We start from the raw sequence: 23,293 nt of genomic DNA, 5'->3' as shown, positions 1-23,293 counted from the left end.
AAATACCTTTTTTAAAGCGACCTTTCAAGGGAAAATGTAGTAATAACCACAACATTTTTCCCCGTCGGTAGATTCGAGTGGTTAAGCAACCACGCCATCAGTACGATAGGCCACCCGTGAAAAACAGCCTTGCCGCGCCTGCCGCCGGCTGCATCCTCGACCCAAGGACCTGACATGGACCGCGTGCGCAACCTCCTGGAGCATATCCAGGGCCGTCTTGAAGAGCTGAACAAGGCCGAGCGCAAAGTCGCTGAAGCCATCCTGCAAAACCCCCAGCAAGCCACCCGTTTCAGCATCGCCGCCCTGGCCCGCGCTGCCGACGTCAGCGAGCCGACCGTCAATCGCTTCTGCCGCTCGTTCGGCGTCAGCGGCTACCCCGAACTCAAGCTGCAACTGGCCCAGAGCCTGGCCAGCGGCGCGGCGTACGTCAGCCGCGCAGTGGAAGCCGACGATGATCCGGCGGCCTACACACAAAAAATCTTCGGCAGCGCCATCGCCTCATTGGACAGCGCCTGCCAGCAACTCGATCCGGCGCTGATCAGCCGCGCCGTCGACATGCTGATCCAGGCCCGGCAGATCCACTTCTTTGGCCTCGGCGCCTCGGCCCCGGTGGCCCTGGATGCCCAGCACAAGTTCTTCCGCTTCAACCTGGCGGTATCGGCCCATGCCGACGTGCTGATGCAACGCATGCTGGCCTCGGTCGCCCACACCGGTGAGTTGTTTGTGATCATTTCCTACACCGGGCGCACCCGCGAGCTGGTGGAAGTCGCCCGCCTGGCCCGGGAAAACGGCGCCTCGGTGCTCGGCCTCACCGCAGCCGACTCGCCGCTGGCCAAGGCCTGCAGCCTGAGCCTGAATATCCCGCTGCCCGAAGACACCGATATCTATATGCCGATGACCTCGCGCATCATCCAGCTGACCGTGCTCGACGTGCTGGCCACCGGCATGACCCTGCGCCGGGGCGTGGACTTCCAGCCGCACCTGCGCAAGATCAAGGAAAGCCTCAACGCCAGCCGTTACCCGGTCGACGACGAGTTCAATTAAGCAGACTGGCCTGCAAGCGCAAGTGTGCCCGCTCACCGGGCGCCAGCTTGAGGCTGTCACTGCTGCCGCTGGCGGCTTCGACACAGACAAAGCCTTGTGACTCGATACCGCTGACCCCCATCAAGGGCCGACTGCCGGGATGCCAGACCACCGTGTCGGGGCTGTCCCCGGTGTCGATGCTCAACTTGCGCTCCCAGGCGCGGTCCTGCAGCTGCACTTTGCCTTCGTGCTGAAAGGCACGCTGGACACCGCCATTGACCTTCAGCGCACCGTTTTGCCGGCAGGCCTGGCGGTTCAAATGGTCGTAACCCTCCGCCCCTTCTAGCCCAGACAGCGCTATCTCGGAAACGTCACTAATACGCCAGTAAGCCAGCAGAGCATGACTCAACTGGCAAGGGAGGCTGTCCTGATGCTCGGTGGTCAGCTGCAGTTCCATGTTTTCGCCCAGCCGAGCGTGCAGCTCGACCTGCCAATCACACAGCTGCAAACGCCAGGTCAGGCTGACGCCCTCCTCGTCTTCACTGCTGTCGGCCAGCTTCCAGTCCACCAGCCGCGCCCAGCCATGGGCCGGCAACATGCCTTCACTGGGGTGACGGCCATACCAGGGCCAGCACACCGGCACACCCCCGCGAATCGCGCCGGCCTGCGGCCACTGCGCGGCACACCACAACCACGGGCGCTGGCCACGCGGCTGGAAGTGCAGCAACTGGGCGCCCTGACGACTGAAAACCGCCTGGCAACGCGGATGGTCAATGATCAGCACATCGCGCAGCTGATAGCGTGCCCATTCAAACGTCGGGCGCTGGCGCAGCGATTTGAAGAAGCGCTGGAGGGGGTGCTCTGGCATGTAATGCGGTCCTGAGAATCTTTTTTTTGTAGGGTGGAGTGAAGTGACCTCCACCCCACACCTCTTCCCGGGGAAGAGGGGGCCGAATTGTAGCGCCATAATCGGCCAATCCCTACCGCCGATCAGAACTTCGACTGAACCTTCAGGCCTGCCACCAGCGCGCTGTCCACTTCATCCACGCCGCCGGGGTGACGGATGTACTGCAGGTTCGGACGTACGGTCAGCCAGTTGGTGACATGGAAACCGTAATGCAGCTCGGCGTTGTATTCGGTGTCCTGTACCGGGACGAAGGCCGGATTTTCGTAGTCAGTGATGCCGCTCAGGTCATTGACCAACTGCGCACGCTTTTGCACATCGTCGTTGACGTGGATACGGGCCACGCCAAAACCGATGTCATCCTTGGGCCGCGAGTCGAAGGCGCCTTTGTAGACCATGCCCAGCTGCTGGTAGTTATCGACCACGTTGGTGGCCTTGTCGTGCACGGTGAAGTTGGCGAACAGGCTCAGGCCGCGGCTGGCGTCACCGTCATGCGCGGTGACTTGCTGCTGCGCGACCACCCACCAGCCATGCTTGCTGCTGTGGGACTTGAAGTCATTGCCGGTGATCGGTTGCGGCTGGCCATTGAAGTCCTCGAACACATCGTCGGCCTTGGCGGTGCTGTAGTAGTAACCCAGGCGGTATTCGCCCGGCAGCGAGTTGACGGTCGGCGACCACACCAGCTCGACCGGCAGAATCATGCCTTCGGTGCCGCTGCCGCTGAGCTTGAAGCCGTTGCCGGTTTCCAGGTTGGAGGGGTTCTGTTCATACACCCCGACCTGGGCGAAGAACTCGGGCGTGATGTTGTACTTGACCCGCATCGCCCACTGGCTGACCGGCCAGTTGTACCAGATGCCACCGACCCAGTTGCCCACTTGCGAGCCGCAGAAGGCCAGGTTCTGGAAGTCGCAGGGGAAGCTGTTGAAGTCCTCGCCTTCGCCGAAGCGCCCCACCTTCACATCCAGCGCACCGTCGAAGTATTTCTGTTTGACCCACATCTGCGTCAAGCGCCAGGTCTGGCCGCGTCCCCAGACTTCCTGAACCGAGCTGAACTGCCCGGCGCGCGGATCGCTGATGCGGTCGTTGGAGAGGTTGCGACCACTGCGCTCGGTAATTGCCAGCTTGAATTCGGCATCGTGCCAGCCGAGGATTTTTTCCAGGTCCATCTGCACGCCGAGGGCAAACTGGTCGCTGTAGCGGGCGGTCTTGTCGTCGTTGTAGCCGCCCTTGAGGTTACCGGCCACTTCGCCGACATACTCCAGGGAAAAGTCGTAGCCCTTGCCCAGCAGCTCGGTGCGGGTGCCGCCCCAGTCGCCGGTCATCCATTTCGACTCGGGATCGAAGGCCCCTGCGCCGTGAGCGCTGCCGGCCAGGCCCAGCGCGCCGAGTACCGCCAACTGACGAAGCAACCGACAGCTGATCGGCGTTGCGGCTATGTGCTTGTTCATCCCTTGTGTCCTCGTTTTCTTTTTATTTGGTGTGAAGCGGCTTGTGTTGGAAAAATCTCAGCGACCCTTGAACTGGGCAACGTTGTCAGCCAGAGCGCTGACCTTGGGAACGGCAGCAACCCCCAGGCGCTCGCCGCTCTTGGCATCGAACAGCAACACCTTGGCCGGATCGAACTGCAAGGTCAGGGTCTCCCCCACCTGCGGCGCGATATCCGGGGCCAGGCGGCAGCAGACCTTGGTCCCGTTCAAGGTGACGAATACCAGCGTGTCCGGCCCGGTCGGCTCGGTCACTTGCACTTCGGCGCGAATGGTCGGCAGGCCGTTGAGCTCGGCCGAGGCCAGCATGATCTGTTCGGGGCGCATGCCGAGGATCACTTCGCGCTCCTCAAGCCCGGCCTCGCTAATGCCCAGCGGCAGCTCGCAGCGCGCCTGGCCGCTGTCGAGCAGCGCCAGCAGGCGGCCTTCCTGGCGTTGCAGGCGCAATGGAATGAAGTTCATCGGCGGCGAGCCAATGAAGCTCGCCACAAACAGGTTGGCCGGATCGTTGTAGATCTGCGCAGGCGTGCCGAACTGCTGGATCAGCCCGTCTTTCATCACCGCCACTTTGTCACCCAGGGTCATCGCCTCGATCTGGTCGTGGGTGACGTAGACGGTGGTGGTCTTCAGGCGCTGGTGCATCAACTTGATTTCAGTGCGCATTTCGACCCGCAACTTGGCGTCGAGGTTGGACAGCGGCTCGTCGAACAAATAAATCTTCGGCCGCCGCGCCAGTGCTCGGCCCATGGCCACGCGCTGCTGCTGGCCACCGGAAAGCTGGCCCGGCTTGCGCGCCAGCAGATGCTCGATCTGCAGCAACTTGGCGACCCGCGCCACTTCCTCCTCGATCGCCGCCGCCGGCATCTTGCGAATCTTCAGGCCGAAGGCGATGTTCTCGCGCACGGTCATGGTCGGGTACAACGCGTAGGACTGGAACACCATGGCAATGTCCCGGTCCTTGGGGCTCATGCCGCTGATGTCGGCCTCATCCACCAGGATCGCCCCACCGCTGATGTTTTCCAGCCCTGCGATGCAATTCATCAAGGTCGACTTGCCGCAGCCGGACGGGCCGACCAGGATCAGGAACTCACCCGAGTCGATTTTCAGTTCGATGTTTTTCAAGGTGTCCGGCAGGCCGCTGCCGTAAGTCTTGTTGACGTTGCGCAATTCAAGCGTTGCCATGATTCACCCCTTGACCGCGCCGGCCGTGAGCCCACGCAAGAAATATTTGCCAGCCAGCACATAGACCAACAGGGTCGGTAATCCGGCGATCATCGCCGCCGCCATGTCGACGTTGTATTCCTTGACCCCGGTGCTGGTGTTGACCAGGTTGTTCAGGGCCACGGTAATCGGTTGTGCATCGCCACTGGCGAACACCACACCAAAGAGAAAGTCGTTCCAGATCTGGGTGAACTGCCAGATCAGGCAGACCATGATGATCGGGATCGACATCGGCAAAAGGATCTTCAGAAAAATCGTGAAGAACCCCGCGCCATCCAGCCGCGCCGCGCGCACCAGGGCGTCCGGCACACTCATGTAGTAGTTGCGAAAGAACAGCGTGGTGAAGGCCAGGCCATAGACAATGTGCACCAGCACAAGGCCTGTGGTGGTGCTTGCAAGGCCCAGTTTGCCAAGGGTGAACGAGGCCGGCAGCAGCACGGTCTGGAACGGCAGGAAGCAGCCGAACAGCAGCAGCCCGAAGAACAGCTGCGAGCCGCGAAAGCGCCACATCGACAGCACGTAGCCGTTCAAGGCCCCCAGCAAGGTCGAGATGAACACCGCCGGCAAGGTGATCTTCACCGAGTTCCAGAAGTAACCACCCACGGTATCCCAGGCCTTGATCCAGCCGATACCGGTGACCACTTCGGGCCAGCTCAGCAGGTTGCCGGTGCGGATGTCTTCCGGCGACTTGAAGCTGGTCAGCAACATCACGATCAGCGGGATCAGGTACACGGCGCAGGCCAGCAGCAAGGTCGCGTATATGGCCACTCGGCTGACGCTGAACGAAGGTCGGAGCAGACGATCAGTCATGGCGCTTATTCCTCAGTTCCGAATACAGGTAAGGCACCAGAATCGACAGGATCGCGCCCAGCATCAGGATGGCACTGGCCGAGCCCATGCCCATCTGGCCACGGCTGAAGGTGAAGGAATACATGAACATCGCCGGCAGGTCGGAGGAATAACCCGGCCCGCCCGCGGTCATCGCCGCCACCAGGTCAAAGCTCTTGATCGCGATATGGGCGAGGATCATCAGCGCACTGAAAAACACCGGGCGCAGGCTCGGCAGGACGATGCGCAAATAGATGCTCGGCAGGCTCGCGCCATCGACTTGCGCGGCACGAATGATCGATTGATCGACGCCGCGCAGCCCGGACAGAAACAACGCCATGACGAACCCGGAGGACTGCCACACAGCCGCAATCACCAGGCAGTAGACCACGCGGTCCGGGTCCACCAGCCAGTCCAGCCGAAAGCCTTCCCAGCCCCAGTCACGCAGCATCTTGTCCAGCCCCAGGCCAGGGTTGAGCAGCCATTTCCAGGCGGTGCCGGTGACGATCATCGACAATGCCATGGGGTACAGGTAGACGGTGCGGATAAAGCCTTCGCGACGAATCCGCTGGTCGAGCAGCACCGCCAGCAGCACCCCGATCACCAGGCTGATGGCGATGAACAGGCCGCCGAACAGCGCCAGGTTCTTGCTCGCGACCCACCAGCGATCGTTTTCCATCAGCCGGGCGTACTGGGCCAGACCGACCCATTTGTAGCTGGGCATGAAGCTTGAGTTAGTGAACGACAGGACGAAGGTCCACAGGATGTAGCCATAAAAGCCCACCAGCACGATCAACATGCTCGGCGCCAGCACCAGCTTGGGCAGCCAGCGCTGGAGCGCGTCGAAGGGTGAGGCTTTGTTGAACACGGCAACAGAGCTCATGACGGTTTCTCTCATGAAGTACGAATAATGTCGGGATATCTCATGTAGGAGCAGGGCTTGTCGGATCGCCGCACCGCCGCGATGGGGTGCGCAGCGGCCCCAGGGTCTGCTTCGCAGCCCATCGCGGGCAAGCCCTGCTCCTACAGAAAGCCCATCGGTGGCGCGGGTTATTTCGCCGACTTGATCGCCGACACCAGCTGCGCAGTGGCCTTGGTCGGGTCCGCGCTCGGGTTGTTGAGGAAGTTGGTGACCACGTCGAAGATCGCTCCTTGCACCGCCAGGGTCGTCGCCATGTTGTGGGCCATGCTCGGTTGCAGGCCGTCACCCTTCTCGGCGTCCTTGAAGTCGACCGCCGACTTCTGGGTACAGGCGTCGAATGCGCTCATGTCCATGTCCTGGCGCACCGGCAAGGAGCCCTTGTTCTGGTTGAACACGGTCTGGAAGGCCGGCTCCAGGGCGATCTTGGCGAGGTCGGCCTGGGCCTTGATGTCTTCCTCTTTCTTGAGTTTGAACATCGCCAGCGAATCGATGTTGTAGGCAAAACTGCCCTGGGTGCCCGGGAACGGCACGCACTCGTAGTCCTTGCCGGCAACCTTGCCGGCAGCCGTCCACTCGCTCTTGGCCCAGTCGCCCATGATCTGCATGCCGGCCTTGCCGTTGATGACCTCGGCAGCGGCAATGTTCCAGTCGCGTCCAGCCCGGTTGGCGTCCATGTAGGTGCCCACGCGCTTGAGGGTAGTGAAGACCTCGACCATTTTGTCGCTGGTCAATGTTTTCTCGTCCAACTCGACGAAGGCGGCGTGATACCCCTTGGGCCCGAGAATGCTCAGCACCAGGTCTTCGAACACCGTGCTGTCCTGCCACGGCTGGCCGCCATGGGCCAGCGGCACAAAGCCCGCGGCCTTGAGCTGGTCGGCGGCAACGAAGAATTCATCGAGGGTGGTCGGGACCTTGGCACCGGCCTTCTGGAATACCTGCGGGTTGATCCACAGCCAGTTCACCCGGTGGATGTTCACCGGCACGGCAACATAGTTGCCGTCGTACTTCATGATGTCGGCGACTTTTGCCGGCAGCAGCGCATCCCAGTTGTTGGCCTTCGCCACGTCGTCGAGGTCGGTCAACAGGCCCAGCGCACCCCAGTCCTGGATATCCGGGCCCTTGATTTGCGCGGCTGCCGGCGGGTTGCCGGAGATGGCGCGGGTTTTCAGCACGGTCATGGCCGCCGCACCGCCACCACCGGCCACGGCATTGTCTTTCCAGACGAAGCCGTCTTTCTTCACTTGCTCTTTCAGGGTTTCAACGGCCTTGGCTTCACCGCCGGACGTCCACCAGTGCAGGACTTCAACCGTACCGGTTTCGGCAGCGAGTGCGCTCAGGGGTAACAACGAGGCGAGGGAAATGACAGCGGTGAGGCGATTGATCGCATTCATCGAGAGTGACCTTTCTTGTTGTTATGCGGTGCAAGTCGAGGTGCTTGCGTTGCATAAGAGTCTAATCAGAGGGCTGAGCGCCGGAGGTAACGAAGGGATGCAGGAATGTCACCGGTTGGTGACATTCCCTCAGTCGGCGGTACGTGGCAGTACCAAGGTCACCCGCAGGCCGCCTTCGCGCAGGTTCTGCAGGCTCACTTCGCCGCCATGGCTGTGAGCGATATTGCGCGCGATGCCCAGCCCCAGCCCGTAGCCCTGCTGGTGCCCGGCCAGGCGCACATGGGGCTCGAACACCTGCTCCAGTCGCTGCTCAGGAACGCCGGGGCCTTCGTCATCGACGTGCAGGACAAAGGCCTTGGCATCGTCTTCGATCACCAGGTGCGCGCGCTCACCGTACTTGAGGGCGTTATCGATCAGGTTGCCCATGCAGCGCTTGAGCGCCAGCGGCTTGCCGCGGTACGGCCACTGGGCAGCGCCATCGAGGGTGACCCGGCCGTTGCCGTCCGGCGCCAGCCAGGGCTCCACCAGACAGTCGAGAATCTGGTTGAGGTCGACGCTTTCGATGTTCTCGTGGATGTCGGTGTCTTTCACGCATTGCAGCGCGCCCTTGACCAACAGTTCCAGCTCGTCGAGGTCACGGCCGAACTTGGCCTGCAGGGCCTCGTCTTCGAGCAGTTCGACCCGCAGTCGCAGCCGCGTGATGGGGGTACGCAAGTCATGGGAAATGGCGCTGAACAGCTGACTGCGCTCCAGCAGGTAGCGACTGATCCGCTCGCGCATGGTATTGAACGCGCGCGCCACTTCGACCACTTCGCTGCCGCCGCCTTCAACCACCGGTTCAACCTCGGCACCCAGTGACAAGTCCCGCGCCGCCCGCGCCAGGCGCTTGAGCGGCCGGCTTTGCCAATGCACCAGCAAGCCGATGAACAACAGCAAAAACGAGCTGGTCAAGAGGATGAACCACAGCTGCTGGTTCGGCAGGCCCTCTTCCTCAAGGCTGGTATAGGGCTCGGGCAACAGCGAAGCGATGTACAGCCACTCGCCTTCGGCCAGGCGAATCTGGGTCACCAGTACCGGTGGATTCACCGGCTCCAGCGTCAGCGCATAATGCGCCCAGGAGCGCGGCAGCTCATCGAGCTTCAGCCCGCTGTTGAACAGGCGCAAGTCAGCGGGGCTGACAAACTGCACGGAAATGTCCATCTGCGCCCCCAGGCGCTGATGCAGCACCTGATCAACCGCCTCGATCACGGCCTGCTTGCGCGGTGTCGCGGGCAACACCTGCATGTCCAGCGGCCTCTCGTTGAGCGAGACCACAAAGCGGGTACCGCCCATGCTGCGCAGCTGGTCGAGCACCACCGGCCGATAGGCCAGCGGCAAGGAGCGAAAGTAGCTGACGCTGGCCGTCATCGAATGCGCCAGGCTGCGGGCGCTGGCCACCAGGCCTTCGAGCTGGCTGGCGCGCAATTGCGACAGCCAGATCACGCTGGACAGCGCCTGGGCCAGCAACACCACCAGCAAGGTCAGCAGCAGCATCCGCCCCAGCAACGAGTGCGGCACGGGCAGGCGCCAGCGCGACTCAGTGCGCGGGCGAGACATGGGCAGCCAGCAGGTAACCACTGCCACGTATGGTGCGGATCAGCCGCGGTGGCTTGTCGGTGTCACGCAGGCGATGGCGCAGGCGGCTGACGGCCATGTCGACGATGCGGTCCAGCGGCATCGGCTCGCGGCCACGGGTGGCATTGCCGATGGTGTCGCGGTCGAGAATCTGTTGGGGATGATCGAGAAACAGCTTGAGCAGCGCGAAATCGGCACCCGAGAGAATCACCTCTTCGCCGTCGGCATGAAACAGCCGGTGGCTGACCGTGTCCAGGCGCCAGTCCTCGAACACCAGCACCTCGCCTGCCGCCGACTCCTGGCCAAAACCGGCGCGGCGCAGCAACGCCTTGATGCGGGCTTGCAGCTCCCGAGGGCTGAAGGGTTTGCCCAGGTAATCATCGGCGCCCAGTTCCAGGCCGATGACGCGGTCTGCCTCGTCGGAACTGGCGGTCAGCATGATGATCGGCACCCGTGCCTGGCGCGGATGCTGGCGCACCCAACGGCAGAGGCTGAAGCCGTCCTCGTCGGGCAGCATCACGTCGAGGATCACCAGGTCGCAGCCCTGCTCGTCCAGCGCCTGGCGAAAGCCGCGACCATCGGCAACGCTTCGCACCTGGAAACCCGCCCGGCTCAGGTAGGTTTCCAGCAGTTCGCGAATGTCCTGGTCGTCATCGACGAGCAGGATTGATTTGCTGGCAGTGCTCAATGCTGTTCATCCTTGGCGACGCGGGTCGTGCCGCCCGCTTTGCCCATTAAACCTGCACGCCGAGGCTGGCGGCAAGCTATTGGTTGGGGTGCCGCTGACGAACCCCCGTGGCGCTGGGGCGGTTGAGGAAGGCGGCATCCAGGGCGCTGCTGTTCAGGCCCTTGGCGGCGTTCCAGTGGGCCGAGAGGTGAATGTAGTTGCGCTTGAGCAGGGCTTCTTCTGCCTCACTGAGCGCCGCAGTGCCGGTGTCGCCCAAGGCGAAGCCCATCAACTTGGCGGCGATCGGCTGCAAGGCCTCACAGGGCGCCAATGGCGGGCTGATCTCGACCAACGGCACCTGCTCACGCAGCGCCAGCTCACGCATGATCGCCAGGTAAACCCGCGACAAGTCACCCTGCACTTGCCGCTCACCCTGCAGGGCAGCATAGACCCGCTTTTCCGGGTGCAGGTCGCGGTGACGGTCATAAGGTTGATCCCTGGACCAATGGGCGACCTGCAGCACAAAACCATAGGCCTGCCACTGCGCACGTGCCTGCTCAAGGCCCGCCTGAGCGTCGACAAACGCTGTGCTCTGTTCGTCCGGCAAGGTTTGCGCCACCAGGCAATGCACCGGTTTGTGCAGCAACAGGCGCTCTTGCACGCACGGCCGATAACCGCCGCCCAGGTCAGAATGCACGCCGGGCAGGACGATATCGTTATCGGTGCAGATCAAGGGAAAGTTGTGCCGCCGCTCGTCGCGTGCCACCAACTGCACCACTTTGCCGGCGATGCCCGGCGCAAGGCCCACGTTGATGCCGTGGTAACGGGCGTTGGAAGGGTCGAAGTCACCTCGAAGCGGCGCGACGAAGGCGGCCACGCTGTCGAACAGGCCGATGAAGTTGATCGCCAGATCAACCTGCTGGCGCCAGGCAAAGCCCGCCCTCAGCGACCGCGAACCTGCTGGCAACGCCTGAGCCAGCAAGCTGCGCGAACCCTTGTTCAAATCATTGGCAAAATGCCGGGCTGCGACCGCGCCACGGCTGAAGCCGAACAAGTCGAACTCCAATCGGGCCACGTCAATATCGGGATTGTGCGCGAGCAGTTGCTGCATCCGCGCATGGATCAGTCCGACGCTCTGCTCCACCCGCGCCAGCACGCCCTCGCTGCCACGGCCAGTACCCTGGGAAAACAAGGCGTCGGCCTGGCCGGTGCGGGTGCCGATGCCCTCGACGTAGATCGCCAGGCATGCCTGGGTGGCATCCACCGGCAAGGGTACGTCCGCCTGATCGCGGTATAACGCGTACAGGCGGGCGATATTGCTCGGGTCATTGTCGTAGCTGCCACCGGCACATTGCGCCCCGGACTCGCTGTTGCCGAGGTTGTTGCCGGTGCCGTCGAAGAACACCCCCAGACGCAAGGTGATCGAACGGCTGGCGGAGTCAGGCTGGTGTAACGGTTGGGATGTGAGGAACTCAAACACGGTGCATCTCCTTATGCGCAAACAAGGAGCTATCGCACCGCGTTTACCTCACCCCGCCAATCAGCCAAACGGCCTCGACCCCAGGGATTATTCAACCCTTCACGCAGGATGTTGCGAGCCCTGCGCCCAGGCTTGCTGCAAGGCCACGCCGGCCCCCACAAGGCCGCTGAACTCGGCCGTTACCACCCACACCGGGATGCCGTCGAAGTAGCCGCTCATGCAGCCTTTGTCGGCAAAGCTGGCAGCAAAACCGCTGGCCAGGAACAGCTCGACGAAACGCGGAATCACACCGCCGACGATGTAGACCCCGCCGCGGCCGCCCACGGTCAGTACGTTGTTGCCGGCGACCCGGCCGAGAAACCGGCAGAATTGATCGATCACCGCCAGTGCTACAGGCTCGCCGGCCAACGCAGCTTCAGTAATGTCGGCCGGGCTTTGCAGTGTCGGGATCACACCGTCAAGCGCGCAGATGGCCTGGTACAGACGCAGCAAGCCACCGCCACTGAGCACGGTTTCGGCACTGACGTGGCCGATCTTTTTTTCGATCTCATGGCGAATGGCGGACTCACGGGCATCACCCACCGGCAAATCCACATGCCCGCCCTCGCCCGGCAACGCCAGCCAGTGCTGGTGGCCCAGGTTCAGCAGCGTACCGACGCCCAGGCCCGTGCCGGGCCCGATGACCACCGCCGGGCGGGTCGCGTCCGGCGTGCCTTCGCACACCGTCCGGTACTCGTCCGGCTGCAGCCGGGTCATGCCCAGGGCCATGGCCGAGAAGTCGTTGACCAACATCAGCTCATCGACCTGCAAGGTTTTGCAGAACGCCTTGCGGCTCAAGCGCCAGTGGTTGTTGGTAAACCGAAATTCGTCGCCGCTCACCGGGCCTGCCACCGACAGGCAAACCGAACCGATGGCGCCCCTGGCCAGCGCCAGGCCATCCAGATAGGCCTGGATCGCTTGCTCTGGGCTGGTGTAGTCAGCCGTGGCGAAGACCCGAACCGAATGCATCCGGTCGTCTTCCCACAGCGCAAAACGAGCATTGGTGCCGCCGATATCGCCGACCAATGCCAATTTCATTTCAGCACCTCAAGGCCGCCGGTGAAGGCGCTGGCGCCCTTTTCAGCGGAGCTGAAGGCCATGCGCATGAAACCGAACAGCTCGCGACCACAGCCGACGCTGCTGTCGACCGTGGTCACCGCCAGCTCACGGGCCGCCAGCTCAGCCGGCTCGACCAGCACCTGCAAGGTGCCGTGGACGCCGTCCACCCGCACGATGTCGCCATCGCGCACGCGGGCCAGCGGGCCGCCGTCGTAGGCTTCCGGACAAACGTGAATGGCCGCCGGGATCTTGCCCGACGCACCGGACATGCGCCCGTCGGTCACCAGCGCCACCTTGAAGCCACGGTCCTGCAGCACGCCCAGGAACGGGGTCATTTTGTGCAGCTCCGGCATGCCATTGGAGCGTGGCCCCTGGAAGCGCATCACAGCCACGAAATCCCGTTCCAGTTCACCGTTCTTGAACGCATCGGCCAACTCTTGCTGATCCTGGAAGACCCGCGCCGGCGCTTCGACCACCTGGTGTTCTTCGGCAACGGCGGAGACTTTCATCACGCCGCGGCCGAGGTTGCCTTCCATCACCCGCAACCCGCCTTCTGGCGAGAACGGCCGGGCGACCGGGCGCAGGATAGCTTCGTCCAGGCTCTCGATCGGGCCATCGCGCCACACCAGCTCGCCATCCTCAAGGAACGGCTCGCGGGTGTAACGGCTCAGGCCATGGCCGGCGACAGTGTTCACGTCTTCGTGGAGCAGGCCGGCTTCGAGCAGTTCGCGAATCAGGAACGCCATGCCGCCTGCGGCCTGGAAGTGGTTGATGTCGGCCTTGCCGTTCGGATAGACGTGGGACAGGGTCGGCACCACCTCGGAGAGGTCGGCCATGTCCTGCCAGGTCAGCTGAATGCCCGCGGCCATCGCGATGGCCGGCATATGCAGGGTGTGGTTGGTGGAACCGCCGGTGGCATGCAGGGCAACGATGGAGTTGACCAAGGCCTTTTCATCGACGATCTCGCCCAACGGCGTGAAGTTGCCGCTGGCCTTGGTCAGGCGCGTGATCTGGTGCGCGGCTTCGCGGGTCAGTGCGTCACGCAGCGGCGTGTTCGGGTTGACGAAGGACGCGCCCGGCAAGTGCAGGCCCATCACTTCCATCAACAGCTGGTTGGTGTTGGCGGTGCCGTAGAAGGTGCAGGTGCCCGGGCTGTGGTAGGACTTCATTTCCGACTCCAGCAGCTCTTCGCGGCTGGCCTTGCCCTCGGCATAGCGCTGGCGCACGTCGGCCTTTTCCTTGTTGGAAATGCCCGACACCATCGGCCCGCCCGGTACAAACAGGGTCGGCAGATGGCCGAAGCGCAGTGCGCCCATCAACAAGCCCGGCACGATCTTGTCGCAAATGCCCAGGCACAGGGTGGCGTCGAACATGTTGTGCGACAGCGCCACGGCGGTGGACAGCGCAATCACTTCGCGGCTGGCAATCCCCAGCTCCATGCCTGGCTCGCCCTGGGTCACGCCATCGCACATGGCGGGCACGCCACCGGCGAACTGGCCTACCGAGCCGATCTCGCGCAGGGCGTGCTTGATTTGTTCGGGGTAATGCTCGTACGGCTGATGCGCCGAGAGCATGTCGTTATATGACGAAACAATTGCAACGTTCGCCGCGTTCATCAGACGCAACGTCTGTTTGTCTTCCGATCCGCATCCGGCCACGCCATGGGCGAAGTTCGCACATTGCAGCTTGGCGCGTTGCGGACCGTCGCTGGCAGCGCCGCGAATCAGTTGCAGGTAACGCTCACGCGTCTGGCGACTACGGGCGATCAGCCGTTCGGTGACTTCAAGAACGCGGGGATGCATGTGTTGAACTCCAGGCTATGGGGGTGACCTTTTCGGCACGGGTTTCCCTTTCTGCCTTTCGCCGCCTAGGCTCAAGACAAGGGGTCCGAGTCGACCGAGGGGGCCGACCAGTCGGTCACTCGTTGTTTGTTGAACAAAATATTGCCACTAAAAAGGCTTGTTTTCTATTTTTTTACGAATAATCTTGTAATTCCAACAACAAAATCAGATTCAGTGAGGGTTTTCCCTGCTTCAGGGCTCACCGATCCGACATGAGGTACCCGTATGACGCTTCGTATCGCTATCAATGGCTTTGGCCGCATTGGCCGCAACGTCCTTCGCGCACTCTATACCCAAGGCTACCGTCAAGACCTGCAAGTCGTCGCCATCAATGACCTGGGCGACAGCGCAATCAATGCCCACCTGCTCAAGTACGACAGTGTGCATGGGATCTTCGACGCCAGTGTAGAGTTCGACCAGGAGAGCCTGACGGTCAATGGTGACCGGATTGCGGTCAGCGCCATTCGCAACCCGGCAGAGTTGCCGTGGAAAGCCGAAGCCGTTGATGTGGTGTTCGAATGCACGGGGCTGTTCACCGATCGCAACAAAGCCGCCGCGCATCTTACTGCCGGTGCGCGCAAAGTGATCATCTCGGCCCCGGCCAAGGGTGCCGACGCCACCGTGGTGTATGGCGTCAATCACGACATTCTGCGCCAATCGCACCGGATCATCTCCAATGCCTCCTGCACCACCAACTGCCTGGCGCCGGTGGCCCAGGTCCTGCACCGCGAGCTGGGCATCGAACAAGGCCTGATGACCACCATTCATGCCTACACCAACGATCAGGGGCTGACCGACGTTTACCACACCGACCCGTACCGCGCCCGCTCGGCCACCCAGTCGATGATCCCGAGCAAGACTGGCGCCGCCGAAGCGGTTGGCCTGGTGCTGCCGGAACTGGCCGGCAAACTCACCGGCATGGCCGTGCGGGTGCCGGTGATCAATGTGTCGCTGGTGGACTTGACCGTCAACCTCAAGCAGCAGGCCACCGCCGATGAGGTCAACGCGCTGCTCAAGGAAGCCAGCAAGCACTCGAAAATCCTCGGCTACAACACCCTGCCGCTGGTGTCGTGCGACTTCAACCACAACCCGCTGTCATCGATCTTCGATGCCAGCCACACCAAAGCCAACGGCAAGCTGCTCAAGGTACTGGCCTGGTACGACAACGAGTGGGGCTTCTCCAACCGCATGCTGGATAACTGCCTGGCGCTGTGCAACGCCCAATGACCACCACGCCTGGAACACCCATGATCGGTATCACCTTCACCACCGCCACCTTGCCGGCGCGCAAGCGCATCGCGCTGGTGGCCCACGATCACTGCAAGGGCTTTTTGCTCGACTGGGCCACGCGCCACCGCGAGCAGTTGGCCCGCCATCACCTGCTGGCCACCGGCACCACCGGCAAGCTGCTGGAAAAGCGCCTGGCGCTGCCGATCGAAAGCATGCTCAGCGGCCCGCTGGGCGGCGACCAACAGCTCGGCGCACGCATCGCCGAGCGAACGGTGGACATGCTGGTGTTCTTCTGGGACCCGTTCGAACCGCAGCCCCACGACCCGGATATCAAGGCGTTGCTGCGGGTGGCGGCGGTCTGGAACATTCCGATGGCCACTAACGAAGCCACCGCCGGCTACCTGCTTGCCAGCGCCTTGCTGGACCAGGCCCACGACTATCGGATCCCGGATTACGACGCCTATCTGAACGCACGTCGCTGAGGCCTTTGAGGCTGACTCACAGAGAATGCTTGACCAATGACACGGATGATAAGCATTATCATTAGCTCATAACGGGTCAGGTATCGCTGTGAGTCAGTCACACTTCAACACTGTTTTTCTCGCCCAACGCTTGAGCCTGCTGCGCACGCTGCAACGCATGGTGCAAAACCCCAGCACCGCCGAAGACCTCCTGCAGGAAACCTACCTGCGGGTTACCCGGGCCCTCGGCGAGCGATCCATCGATCATCTTGAACCTTTCGTATTCCAGACCGCGCGCAATCTGGCGCTCGATCACCTGCGCGCCCGCCGCCTGCATGCGCGGACCATGGTCGAGGACGTGCCGACGGAAATCGTCCAGAGCGTGGCCGCACCGGCCAACACTCCCGAAGACGCCGCTCATGCCGAACAGCTGCTCAAACGCCTGAGCGTAAGCCTGTCGCAGTTGACCCCGCGTCAGCAGCAAATCTTCATCCTCAGCCGCCTTCAGGGCGCCAGTTACCTGGAGATCGCCGAACAGCTTCAGGTTTCCGCCAGCACCGTGCAGAAGGAACTCAAGCTGATCATGGCCATCTGTATGGGCGTGGCCGATCGCCTGGACCCTGCTGCCGGGAACAAGCCGGAATAAACCGACCATCGTTTTGCTTCCCGCCTGCGCGCCTGGCGTTGATAATCTTTTGCCATTTCCGGTAACCCAAAACACAACAAGAAAGTGCACAGACACTGCCAAGGAACACCCGTGACCGATAACGCCCCATCACGACCAGAGGTCCCGGACCCGCTCGTCGCTAACGCGCGCGCGATGGACGAGGCCATGGACTGGCTGATTCGGCTGCAGTGCCCGACCCCCAGCGATAGCGAAGCCTTCGAACACTGGCTTGACGCCGACCCCACCAATGCGCTCGCCTTCGCTCAGGCCGACGCCCTCTGGAACGGCGTGCCGGTACAGCAAGCCGCGCTCACCCTGCAACAGAACCACCGCTCCACCCTGCTGCGGCGCTTGCGCCCACATTGGAAGCCATTGGCCACCGCCGCGCTGCTGGTGCTCGGGCTGGTCAGCTTCGGCAATGTGCCGATGCGCTTGCAAGCCGACCATCTGACCGTGGTGGGCGAGCGCCAGCGCTTGCAGCTGGATGACGGCTCCAAGGTGCTGCTCAACACCAACTCGGCGTTCTCCAGCCAGATCGACGCCCGGCAACGCAAGGCTCGGCTGTACCAGGGTGAAGCGTTCTTCGAAGTCGACGACAGCCGCCAGCAACCGCTGGAAGTGCTGGCCGGCCCGGTTCGCGCCAGCGTGCACGACACCGATTTTGCCGTGCGCTTTCTCGACGGCGAGGCGCAGGTGCGCGTGCAGCGCGGCAATGTCGAGTTGCACGCCAACACCGACCAGCGCATCCGCCTGAACGCCGGCGACAGCATCCGCGTCGGGCCCGACGGTTTCAGCCAGCGCGAACGGCTCGACCCGGCCAAGGACCTGGCCTGGGTCAAGGGTCGCCTGGTGTTCGAGAACTGCCCGTTGAGCCAGGTGCTGGCCGAGCTGCAGCGCTATTACCCGGGCTGGATCATCAACACCAACGACACACTGCAAAACGTCGCCGTCACCGGCAACTATCGCCTCGACCAACCGCTGGACGTGGTCCGCTCGCTGGCGCACATCACCTCGGCCAGGCTGCAGGAATATCCAGCGCTGGTCATTCTCAACTGATTCGAAAGTTTTTTTACGCGATTGTCCCGGTTGGTTCGTCTCGTTACAGCCAATGCAACTGATTCGCATTTTGAGTCAGCGCATCACTCTAACATTCGCGCCACAGGGAACGCTTTTGATGTCCACAGGTTGCAATCGTCAATCGAGCCACACCTGCGCTGAAACCAGCGCCAACAGCCGACCCTTCAAGACCAGGGCCGCTCCCGCGTCGCTGCTGGCGCTGGCCATTGCCACGGCCATGCTGCCCGCGATGCCGGTGATGGCAACCCAGGAAGCCGCGACGCGCAAGATGGGCGACTACCGCTTCGCCATCAGCCAGCAGCCGCTGGTGTCCGCGCTGAACGCCTTTACTGCCGTGACCGGCTGGCAGGTGGGGCTGCCGGCGGAACTGGCTGAAGGTGTTGCCTCGCCGGGCGTACAGGGCTCGCTCGCGCCCGAGAAAGCCCTTGAGCACCTGTTGGTCGGTACGCAACTGAGCTACCGCAAGATCGGCAGCAACAACGTGGTGCTGGAGCGCCGCACTTCGAGCGCCGCGATCAACCTGCAACAAATGACCGTCAGCGCCACCCGCCAGGCTCAGGACATCAACCAGGTGCCCGCCACCGTGACGGTGGTCGAGCGCCAGCAGCTGGACCGCCAGAACGTCAATGACATCAAGGATCTGGTGCGCTATGAGCCCGGCGTCTCGGTGGCCGGCACTGGCCAGCGCAGCGGCCTGAACGGCTACAACATCCGCGGTATCGATGGCGACCGGATCCTGACCCAGATCGACGGGGTGTCGGTACCGGACAGCTTCTTCAACGGCCCGTACGCCCAGACCCAGCGCAATTACGTCGACCCGGAAATCGTCAAACGCGTCGAAATTCTCCGCGGCCCGGCCTCGGTGCTTTACGGCAGCAGCGCCATCGGCGGCGCCGTAAGCTACTTCACCCTCAACCCCTCCGACATCATCAAGCCGGGCCAGGACGTTGGCGCACGGCTCAAGACCGGCTACAGCTGGGCCGATGACAGCTGGCTGAAATCGGCGACTGTCGCCGGCCGGCTGGACTACTTCGACGGCTTGCTGCACCTGAGCCAGCGCACCGGCCACGAGACCGAATCCTATGGCAGCACCGGTGGCACGGGGCTGGCCCGCACCGAGGCCAACCCGCAAGATGTGCGCACCACCAACGTGCTGGCCAAGCTGGGCTGGAACTACGCCGACGATGCGCGCCTGGGTTTCACCTACGAAAACTACAAGGATGATCGCGACTCCGATCAGTTGAGCGCCGTGGGTGGCCCGTTCACCTCCGGCCGCGGGCTGGGCATGTACAAGTCGCGCACCGGCAATGAAACCGTGACCCGCGAGCGCTTCGGCCTCGAACACGACTTTGCCTTCAGCAGCCCGTTCGCCGACCACATGAAGTGGAGCCTGAACTACCAGATCGGCAAGACCGACCAGTCCACCGAAGAGCTGTATTCGCCGTTCGTGCGGGAAGTGCTGCGCACCCGCGATACCACCTACAAGGACCGTCAGTGGGTCTTCGACGCGCAACTGGACAAAGCCTTCAGCATTGAAGGCACCGACCACCTGCTGACCTATGGCACGACCCTGAAACAGCAAAAAGTGACGGGCTCGCGCAGCGGTGCCGGTACCTGCGTGAAGGCCGGCGTCGGTTGCACCGGCGCGGGCGCCGACAGCCCCAGCGACCGCCTGGAAAAATCCAGTGACTTCCCGGACCCGACCATCAACACCTACAGCCTGTTCGCCCAGGACGAAATCCGCTGGAACCAATGGACCTTCATGCCGGGCGCACGCTACGACTACACCGAACTCAAGCCCCATCTGACTGAAGAGTTCCTGCGTACCGTCAACCCGGACAATGCCTACGACGTCAACGACGACAGCAAGACCTGGCACCGCCTCTCGCCCAAGTTCGGCGTGACCTACACCTTTAACGACAACTACACCGCTTACGGGCAGTACGCCGAAGGCTTCCGCACGCCATCGGCCAAGGCGCTGTATGGCCGCTTCGAAAACCTTGATGCAGGCTACGTGGTCGAGCCCAACTCGGACCTGGAGCCGGAAAAAAGCAAAAGCTATGAAACCGGTCTGCGCGGCAACTTCGACGCCGGCAACTTCGACGTGGCGGTGTTCTATAACAAGTACCGCGACTTCATCAACGAAGACGCTGTCGCCCCAGGCTCCCTGGCCACCGTGTTCCAGACCAACAACATCAAGCACGCCACCATCAAGGGCGTCGAGCTCAAGGGCCGCTTGAACCTGGACACCTTCGGCGCGCCGCAAGGCCTCTACACCCGGGGTTCGGTCTCTTACCTGTACGGTCGCAACAACGACACCGGCGAGCCGATCAACAGCATCAACCCGCTCACTGGCGTATTTGGCCTGGGCTATGAACAGGCGAACTACGGCGCGCTGGCCAGCTGGACCCTGGTCAAGCGCAAGGACCGCGTCGACGACAGCGCCTTCAAGGCCCCGGACGGCACCAGCAGCCAGTTCAAGACCCCGGGCTTTGGCGTGCTTGACCTGACCGGTTACTACAAAGTCACCGACGATGTGACCGTCAACGCCGGTCTCTACAACGTGACCGACAAGAAATACTGGCTGTGGGATGACGTGCGCGGCTACGACGGCGTCGGTGAGGCTGGCACGGTCAACCCGGCCAACCTCGATCGCCTGACAGAGCCGGGCCGCAACTTCTCCGTCAACGTGGTCTGGGATATCTGACCGACAACACGGCGGTCACGGCTGCCGTGTTTTTTTACGCTGCTTTGCGGCTCAAACGTCTAGTCACAAAGCGCCCCGAATACCTCAAGGATTGCCCATGACCGCCCACTCCTCCGCCGAACGCGCCAGCCTGCGCTCGCAACGCCTGAACCAGCTGACTCACGCCCCGCACGGGAAACTCGATCAGTTGGTGAAGTCGCACGCACCGTTCGAAACCCGCGAAAACTTCGCTCTCTTCGTCGTTGCCCAGTACCTGTTCCAATCCGAGCTGCAAGCGCTGTACAACGACCCGCAACTGGCCGCCATCGTCCCGGATCTGCCAGAGCGTTGCCGCGCCGAACAGGCCAGGGCCGACCTCGCGGACCTCGGCACCGAAGTGCCTCCTGCCGTGCCAGGCGCGGTGCAACAGCCGTCGATTGCCGAAGCACTGGGTTGGATTTTCGTTTCCGAAGGCTCCAAACTGGGCGCCGCCTTTTTGATCAAGCGCGCTGTGGCCCTGGAACTGAGCGAGACCTTCGGTGCCCGCCACCTGGGCGAGCCGGCGGGTGGCCGCGCTGAAGGCTGGAAACAGTTCATCCGCACCCTCGACGGGCTGACATTCAACGAGCAGCAAGAGGCTGATGTCGAGCGCGGTGCCGTAGCGGCGTTCGAGCGGTTTACCGTGTTGCTTGAACAGGTGTACGCACCCGCTCAGGCAGAGCCAGTCTGATTCAGTCAGACGCACGCGGTCCTTGTGGGAGCGGATTCATCCGCGAATAGCTTCACAGCTGTTTGCCTGACACACCGCAGCGATTCGCGGATAAATCCGCTCCCACATAAGATCAAAAGCAAGATCAAAAGCACAAGCACGGCGGCAGAGAACGGTTGAAACATGCCTGAACAACGCTCAAAACTCTCCCGCCTGCTTTTCGGCCTGCTCGCCTACTCAAGCCTCGCCATCGGCCTGATCGCCATCGTCGTTCCAGGCCTGCCCACCACCGAATTCATCCTCCTCGCTGCCTGGGCCGCGACCCGCAGCTCGCCGCGCCTGAGCGCCTGGCTGGAAAATCACCGGCTGTTCGGCCCCATGCTGTTCAATTGGCGCAACGGCAAAGTCATCGCTCGCAAAGCCAAGGTCAGCGCCACCCTCAGCATGCTGATCTGCGCCGGAATCATGCTGACGCTGCTGGAACACCACTGGACGATGCTGGCCGCCATTGGCGGCATGCTGCTGGGCAACCTGTGGATCTGGTCACGCCCGGAAACCCCCGCGCTAAACAGCTGAAGACCGCTCATCGGCACAAATTCAGGTTCTGTCTGAATTGGCCGATGCCCTGACGGCGCTAAATGGATCTGGCGATTGGAGGCTCGACGCTTCCCCACCTTTCGGCCCATCCATTTGCGAGAACACCCATGTTCGACACGCTTTCGATTCGCCTGAAAATCGTCCTGCTCTCTGGCCTGTGCCTGCTCGGCGTGGTTGCCCTGGTGGAGGGGATAAACCTTTATCAAACCCGGCAGAACAATGAACTGGTCAGCCAGGCCAGCTCGAAGATGCTGACCAGCAGCGTAGAAAACCTGCTGCAGGCCAAAGCGGCGGAAAACGCCGTGAGAATGCAGAAGACATTCAACGAAAGCCTGCTGGTGGTCACTGCCCTCGCCGATCACATCCAAGATCTGCGCACCCTCGGCCAGAACCGTGGCGTAGACGCCGGCGCCCTGCGTGAAGAAATCAATCGCAGCCTGAAGACCACCTTCGATCGCAACCCGGGCGTACTGGGGATCTGGATGGCCTCCGAGCCCAATGCGCTGGATGGCAAAGACGCCGAGTTCAAAGGCGACGGCCTGCGCGGTAATGACTCGGGCCGCTTCGGCAGCTACTGGAGCCGTGCCCAGGGAACCTCGCTGAACACGCCGATCGTCGAGGCCGACCTGACCAAGACCGAACTCAACCTCAGCGGCACGCCGTACAACGTCTGGTACACCTGCGCGCGCAACAGTGCTCAAGCGTGTCTGATGGAACCTTATTCCGATACCGTGGGCGGCAAGACCGTATTGATGACCAGCATCGCCGTGCCCGTGCTGGCCGCTGGCAAAGTCATCGCCGTGGCCGGTATCGACCTGTCACTCGACAGCCTGCAAGCCACCTCCCGGGCCTCGCAGCAAGCACTTTTCGACGGTGCCGGGCACATGCTGATCGTCGCCAGCTCCGGGTTGCTGGCCGCCAACAGCAATGACGCCAGCAACGTCGGCAAAGGCATCGAACAGGTGCTGGGCAGCGACGGCAAACAAGCCCTGCAAACCCTGAGCAACGGTGCGCCAAGCATCCTCAAGCAGGGCGAGATCATCCGCGCGATTTACCCGGTGGTACCGATCCCTGGCGGCCGGACCTGGGGCATCGTCATCGACCTGCCCGAGCAGGTGCTGCTGGCTGACTCGGTCAAGCTGCAGGGCATGCTCGATAAGGCCCAGGCTGCCGGTACGCTCAAAGCCATTTTGCTGGCGACCCTCGCAGGCCTCGGTGGCGTGCTGCTGATGTGGCTGACCGCGTCGGGCGTGACGCGGCCGATCAACCGTGTGGCGGCCATGCTCAAGGACATCGCCAGTGGCGAAGGCGACCTGACCCAGCGCCTCAATTACAGCAAGCGCGATGAACTGGGCGAGCTGGTCGGCGGGTTCAACCGCTTCCTCGACAAGCT

General features: G+C 62.6%; 19 protein-coding genes and 1 pseudogene. 9 read left to right on the top strand and 11 right to left on the bottom strand.

Annotation, left to right across the window (positions count from 1 at the left end; translation table 11 throughout):
- The first annotated feature begins 183 nt into the window (after nt 1-183).
- On the top strand, nt 184-1,044 hold the full coding sequence (locus GUY40_RS06735; protein ID WP_371924738.1) for a MurR/RpiR family transcriptional regulator: 861 nt from the start codon (nt 184-186) through the stop codon (nt 1,042-1,044).
- Here GUY40_RS06735 and GUY40_RS06730 read toward each other — a convergent pair.
- The 11 genes from GUY40_RS06730 to edd form a co-directional block, all read right to left on the bottom strand.
- Nucleotides 1,037-1,891, bottom strand: coding sequence for a D-hexose-6-phosphate mutarotase (locus tag GUY40_RS06730; RefSeq protein ID WP_166568170.1), 855 nt, complete (start codon nt 1,889-1,891; stop codon nt 1,037-1,039). The two genes, GUY40_RS06735 and GUY40_RS06730, sit on opposite strands and share 8 nt — an antisense overlap.
- 122 nt (nt 1,892-2,013) lie before the next feature.
- Nucleotides 2,014-3,375 (bottom strand): carbohydrate porin, encoded by a 1,362-nt coding sequence (locus tag GUY40_RS06725; protein WP_166568169.1) that lies wholly within the window; start codon nt 3,373-3,375, stop codon nt 2,014-2,016.
- A gap of 57 nt (nt 3,376-3,432) precedes the next feature.
- The gene (locus GUY40_RS06720; RefSeq protein WP_166568168.1) at nt 3,433-4,593 is read right to left on the bottom strand and encodes an ABC transporter ATP-binding protein; all 1,161 of its coding nucleotides are present in this window, start codon (nt 4,591-4,593) and stop codon (nt 3,433-3,435) included.
- 3 nt (nt 4,594-4,596) lie between these two features.
- On the bottom strand, nt 4,597-5,442 hold the full coding sequence (locus GUY40_RS06715) for a carbohydrate ABC transporter permease (RefSeq protein WP_166568167.1): 846 nt from the start codon (nt 5,440-5,442) through the stop codon (nt 4,597-4,599).
- Complete coding sequence (locus tag GUY40_RS06710) at nt 5,435-6,343, bottom strand: carbohydrate ABC transporter permease (RefSeq protein WP_166568166.1); 909 nt, start codon at nt 6,341-6,343, stop codon at nt 5,435-5,437. Before GUY40_RS06710 ends, GUY40_RS06715 begins: the two co-directional genes overlap by 8 nt.
- Nucleotides 6,344-6,510: 167 nt before the next feature.
- A complete protein-coding gene (locus tag GUY40_RS06705) occupies nt 6,511-7,773 on the bottom strand; it encodes an ABC transporter substrate-binding protein (protein WP_166568165.1) in 1,263 nt (420 codons plus the stop codon).
- A 129-nt stretch (nt 7,774-7,902) separates the two neighbouring features.
- Nucleotides 7,903-9,330 (bottom strand): ATP-binding protein, encoded by a 1,428-nt coding sequence (locus GUY40_RS06700; protein ID WP_166568281.1) that lies wholly within the window; start codon nt 9,328-9,330, stop codon nt 7,903-7,905.
- Nucleotides 9,331-9,349: 19 nt separating this feature from the next.
- The gene (locus tag GUY40_RS06695; protein WP_166568164.1) at nt 9,350-10,075 is read right to left on the bottom strand and encodes a response regulator; all 726 of its coding nucleotides are present in this window, start codon (nt 10,073-10,075) and stop codon (nt 9,350-9,352) included.
- A 76-nt stretch (nt 10,076-10,151) separates the two neighbouring features.
- Nucleotides 10,152-11,534 carry a DUF2235 domain-containing protein gene (locus GUY40_RS06690; RefSeq protein WP_166568163.1) on the bottom strand — a complete coding sequence of 461 codons (1,383 nt, stop codon included), beginning with the start codon at nt 11,532-11,534 and terminating at the stop codon, nt 10,152-10,154.
- Between the two features lie 99 nt (nt 11,535-11,633).
- Entirely contained in the window at nt 11,634-12,611 is a 978-nt protein-coding gene (locus GUY40_RS06685; RefSeq protein ID WP_166568162.1) for a glucokinase, read from the bottom strand.
- The gene (gene edd, locus GUY40_RS06680; RefSeq protein WP_166568161.1) at nt 12,608-14,434 is read right to left on the bottom strand and encodes a phosphogluconate dehydratase; all 1,827 of its coding nucleotides are present in this window, start codon (nt 14,432-14,434) and stop codon (nt 12,608-12,610) included. Before edd ends, GUY40_RS06685 begins: the two co-directional genes overlap by 4 nt.
- Nucleotides 14,435-14,698: 264 nt before the next feature.
- Here edd and gap point away from each other — a divergent pair, with 264 nt between their 5' ends.
- The 8 genes and pseudogenes from gap to GUY40_RS28715 all read left to right on the top strand — a co-directional run.
- Entirely contained in the window at nt 14,699-15,700 is a 1,002-nt protein-coding gene (gap, locus tag GUY40_RS06675; RefSeq protein ID WP_166568160.1) for a type I glyceraldehyde-3-phosphate dehydrogenase, read from the top strand.
- 20 nt (nt 15,701-15,720) lie between these two features.
- Entirely contained in the window at nt 15,721-16,185 is a 465-nt protein-coding gene (locus GUY40_RS06670; RefSeq protein WP_166568159.1) for a methylglyoxal synthase, read from the top strand.
- Nucleotides 16,186-16,273: 88 nt separating this feature from the next.
- Nucleotides 16,274-16,810 (top strand): sigma-70 family RNA polymerase sigma factor, encoded by a 537-nt coding sequence (locus tag GUY40_RS06665; protein WP_166568158.1) that lies wholly within the window; start codon nt 16,274-16,276, stop codon nt 16,808-16,810.
- 111 nt (nt 16,811-16,921) lie between these two features.
- The gene (locus GUY40_RS06660; protein ID WP_371924727.1) at nt 16,922-17,887 is read left to right on the top strand and encodes a FecR domain-containing protein; all 966 of its coding nucleotides are present in this window, start codon (nt 16,922-16,924) and stop codon (nt 17,885-17,887) included.
- A 118-nt stretch (nt 17,888-18,005) separates the two neighbouring features.
- Nucleotides 18,006-20,615, top strand: coding sequence for a TonB-dependent receptor (locus GUY40_RS06655; RefSeq protein ID WP_166568157.1), 2,610 nt, complete (start codon nt 18,006-18,008; stop codon nt 20,613-20,615).
- Between the two features lie 97 nt (nt 20,616-20,712).
- A complete protein-coding gene (locus GUY40_RS06650; protein WP_166568156.1) occupies nt 20,713-21,324 on the top strand; it encodes a biliverdin-producing heme oxygenase in 612 nt (203 codons plus the stop codon).
- A 162-nt stretch (nt 21,325-21,486) separates the two neighbouring features.
- Nucleotides 21,487-21,879, top strand: a complete 393-nt coding sequence (locus tag GUY40_RS06645; protein WP_166568155.1) for a YbaN family protein — start codon at nt 21,487-21,489, stop codon at nt 21,877-21,879.
- Nucleotides 21,880-21,941: 62 nt separating this feature from the next.
- Nucleotides 21,942-23,237, top strand: a pseudogene (locus tag GUY40_RS28715) (chemotaxis protein); the annotation flags it as partial.
- Nucleotides 23,238-23,293 lie beyond the last annotated feature (56 nt).

It is taken from the genome of Pseudomonas sp. R5(2019) (genome assembly GCF_009905435.1).
Taxonomy (GTDB): Bacteria; Pseudomonadota; Gammaproteobacteria; order Pseudomonadales; family Pseudomonadaceae; genus Aquipseudomonas.
The sequence above is the reverse complement of the archived record's forward strand: the minus strand, read 5'-3'. Positions and strand labels throughout refer to the sequence as shown.

Bases quoted from the DNA above. Each gene is read 5' to 3' on its own strand.
- GUY40_RS06730 (WP_166568170.1), bottom strand. From the start codon at position 1,891: ATGCCAGAGCACCCCCTCCAGCGCTTCTTCAAATCGCTGCGCCAGCGC.
- GUY40_RS06725 (WP_166568169.1), bottom strand. From the start codon at position 3,375: ATGAACAAGCACATAGCCGCAACGCCGATCAGCTGTCGGTTGCTTCGT.
- GUY40_RS06720 (WP_166568168.1), bottom strand. From the start codon at position 4,593: ATGGCAACGCTTGAATTGCGCAACGTCAACAAGACTTACGGCAGCGGC.
- GUY40_RS06715 (WP_166568167.1), bottom strand. From the start codon at position 5,442: ATGACTGATCGTCTGCTCCGACCTTCGTTCAGCGTCAGCCGAGTGGCC.
- GUY40_RS06710 (WP_166568166.1), bottom strand. From the start codon at position 6,343: ATGAGCTCTGTTGCCGTGTTCAACAAAGCCTCACCCTTCGACGCGCTC.
- GUY40_RS06705 (WP_166568165.1), bottom strand. From the start codon at position 7,773: ATGAATGCGATCAATCGCCTCACCGCTGTCATTTCCCTCGCCTCGTTG.
- GUY40_RS06685 (WP_166568162.1), bottom strand. From the start codon at position 12,611: ATGAAATTGGCATTGGTCGGCGATATCGGCGGCACCAATGCTCGTTTT.
- edd (WP_166568161.1), bottom strand. From the start codon at position 14,434: ATGCATCCCCGCGTTCTTGAAGTCACCGAACGGCTGATCGCCCGTAGT.
- gap (WP_166568160.1), top strand. From the start codon at position 14,699: ATGACGCTTCGTATCGCTATCAATGGCTTTGGCCGCATTGGCCGCAAC.
- GUY40_RS06670 (WP_166568159.1), top strand. From the start codon at position 15,721: ATGATCGGTATCACCTTCACCACCGCCACCTTGCCGGCGCGCAAGCGC.
- GUY40_RS06655 (WP_166568157.1), top strand. From the start codon at position 18,006: ATGTCCACAGGTTGCAATCGTCAATCGAGCCACACCTGCGCTGAAACC.
- GUY40_RS06650 (WP_166568156.1), top strand. From the start codon at position 20,713: ATGACCGCCCACTCCTCCGCCGAACGCGCCAGCCTGCGCTCGCAACGC.
- GUY40_RS06645 (WP_166568155.1), top strand. From the start codon at position 21,487: ATGCCTGAACAACGCTCAAAACTCTCCCGCCTGCTTTTCGGCCTGCTC.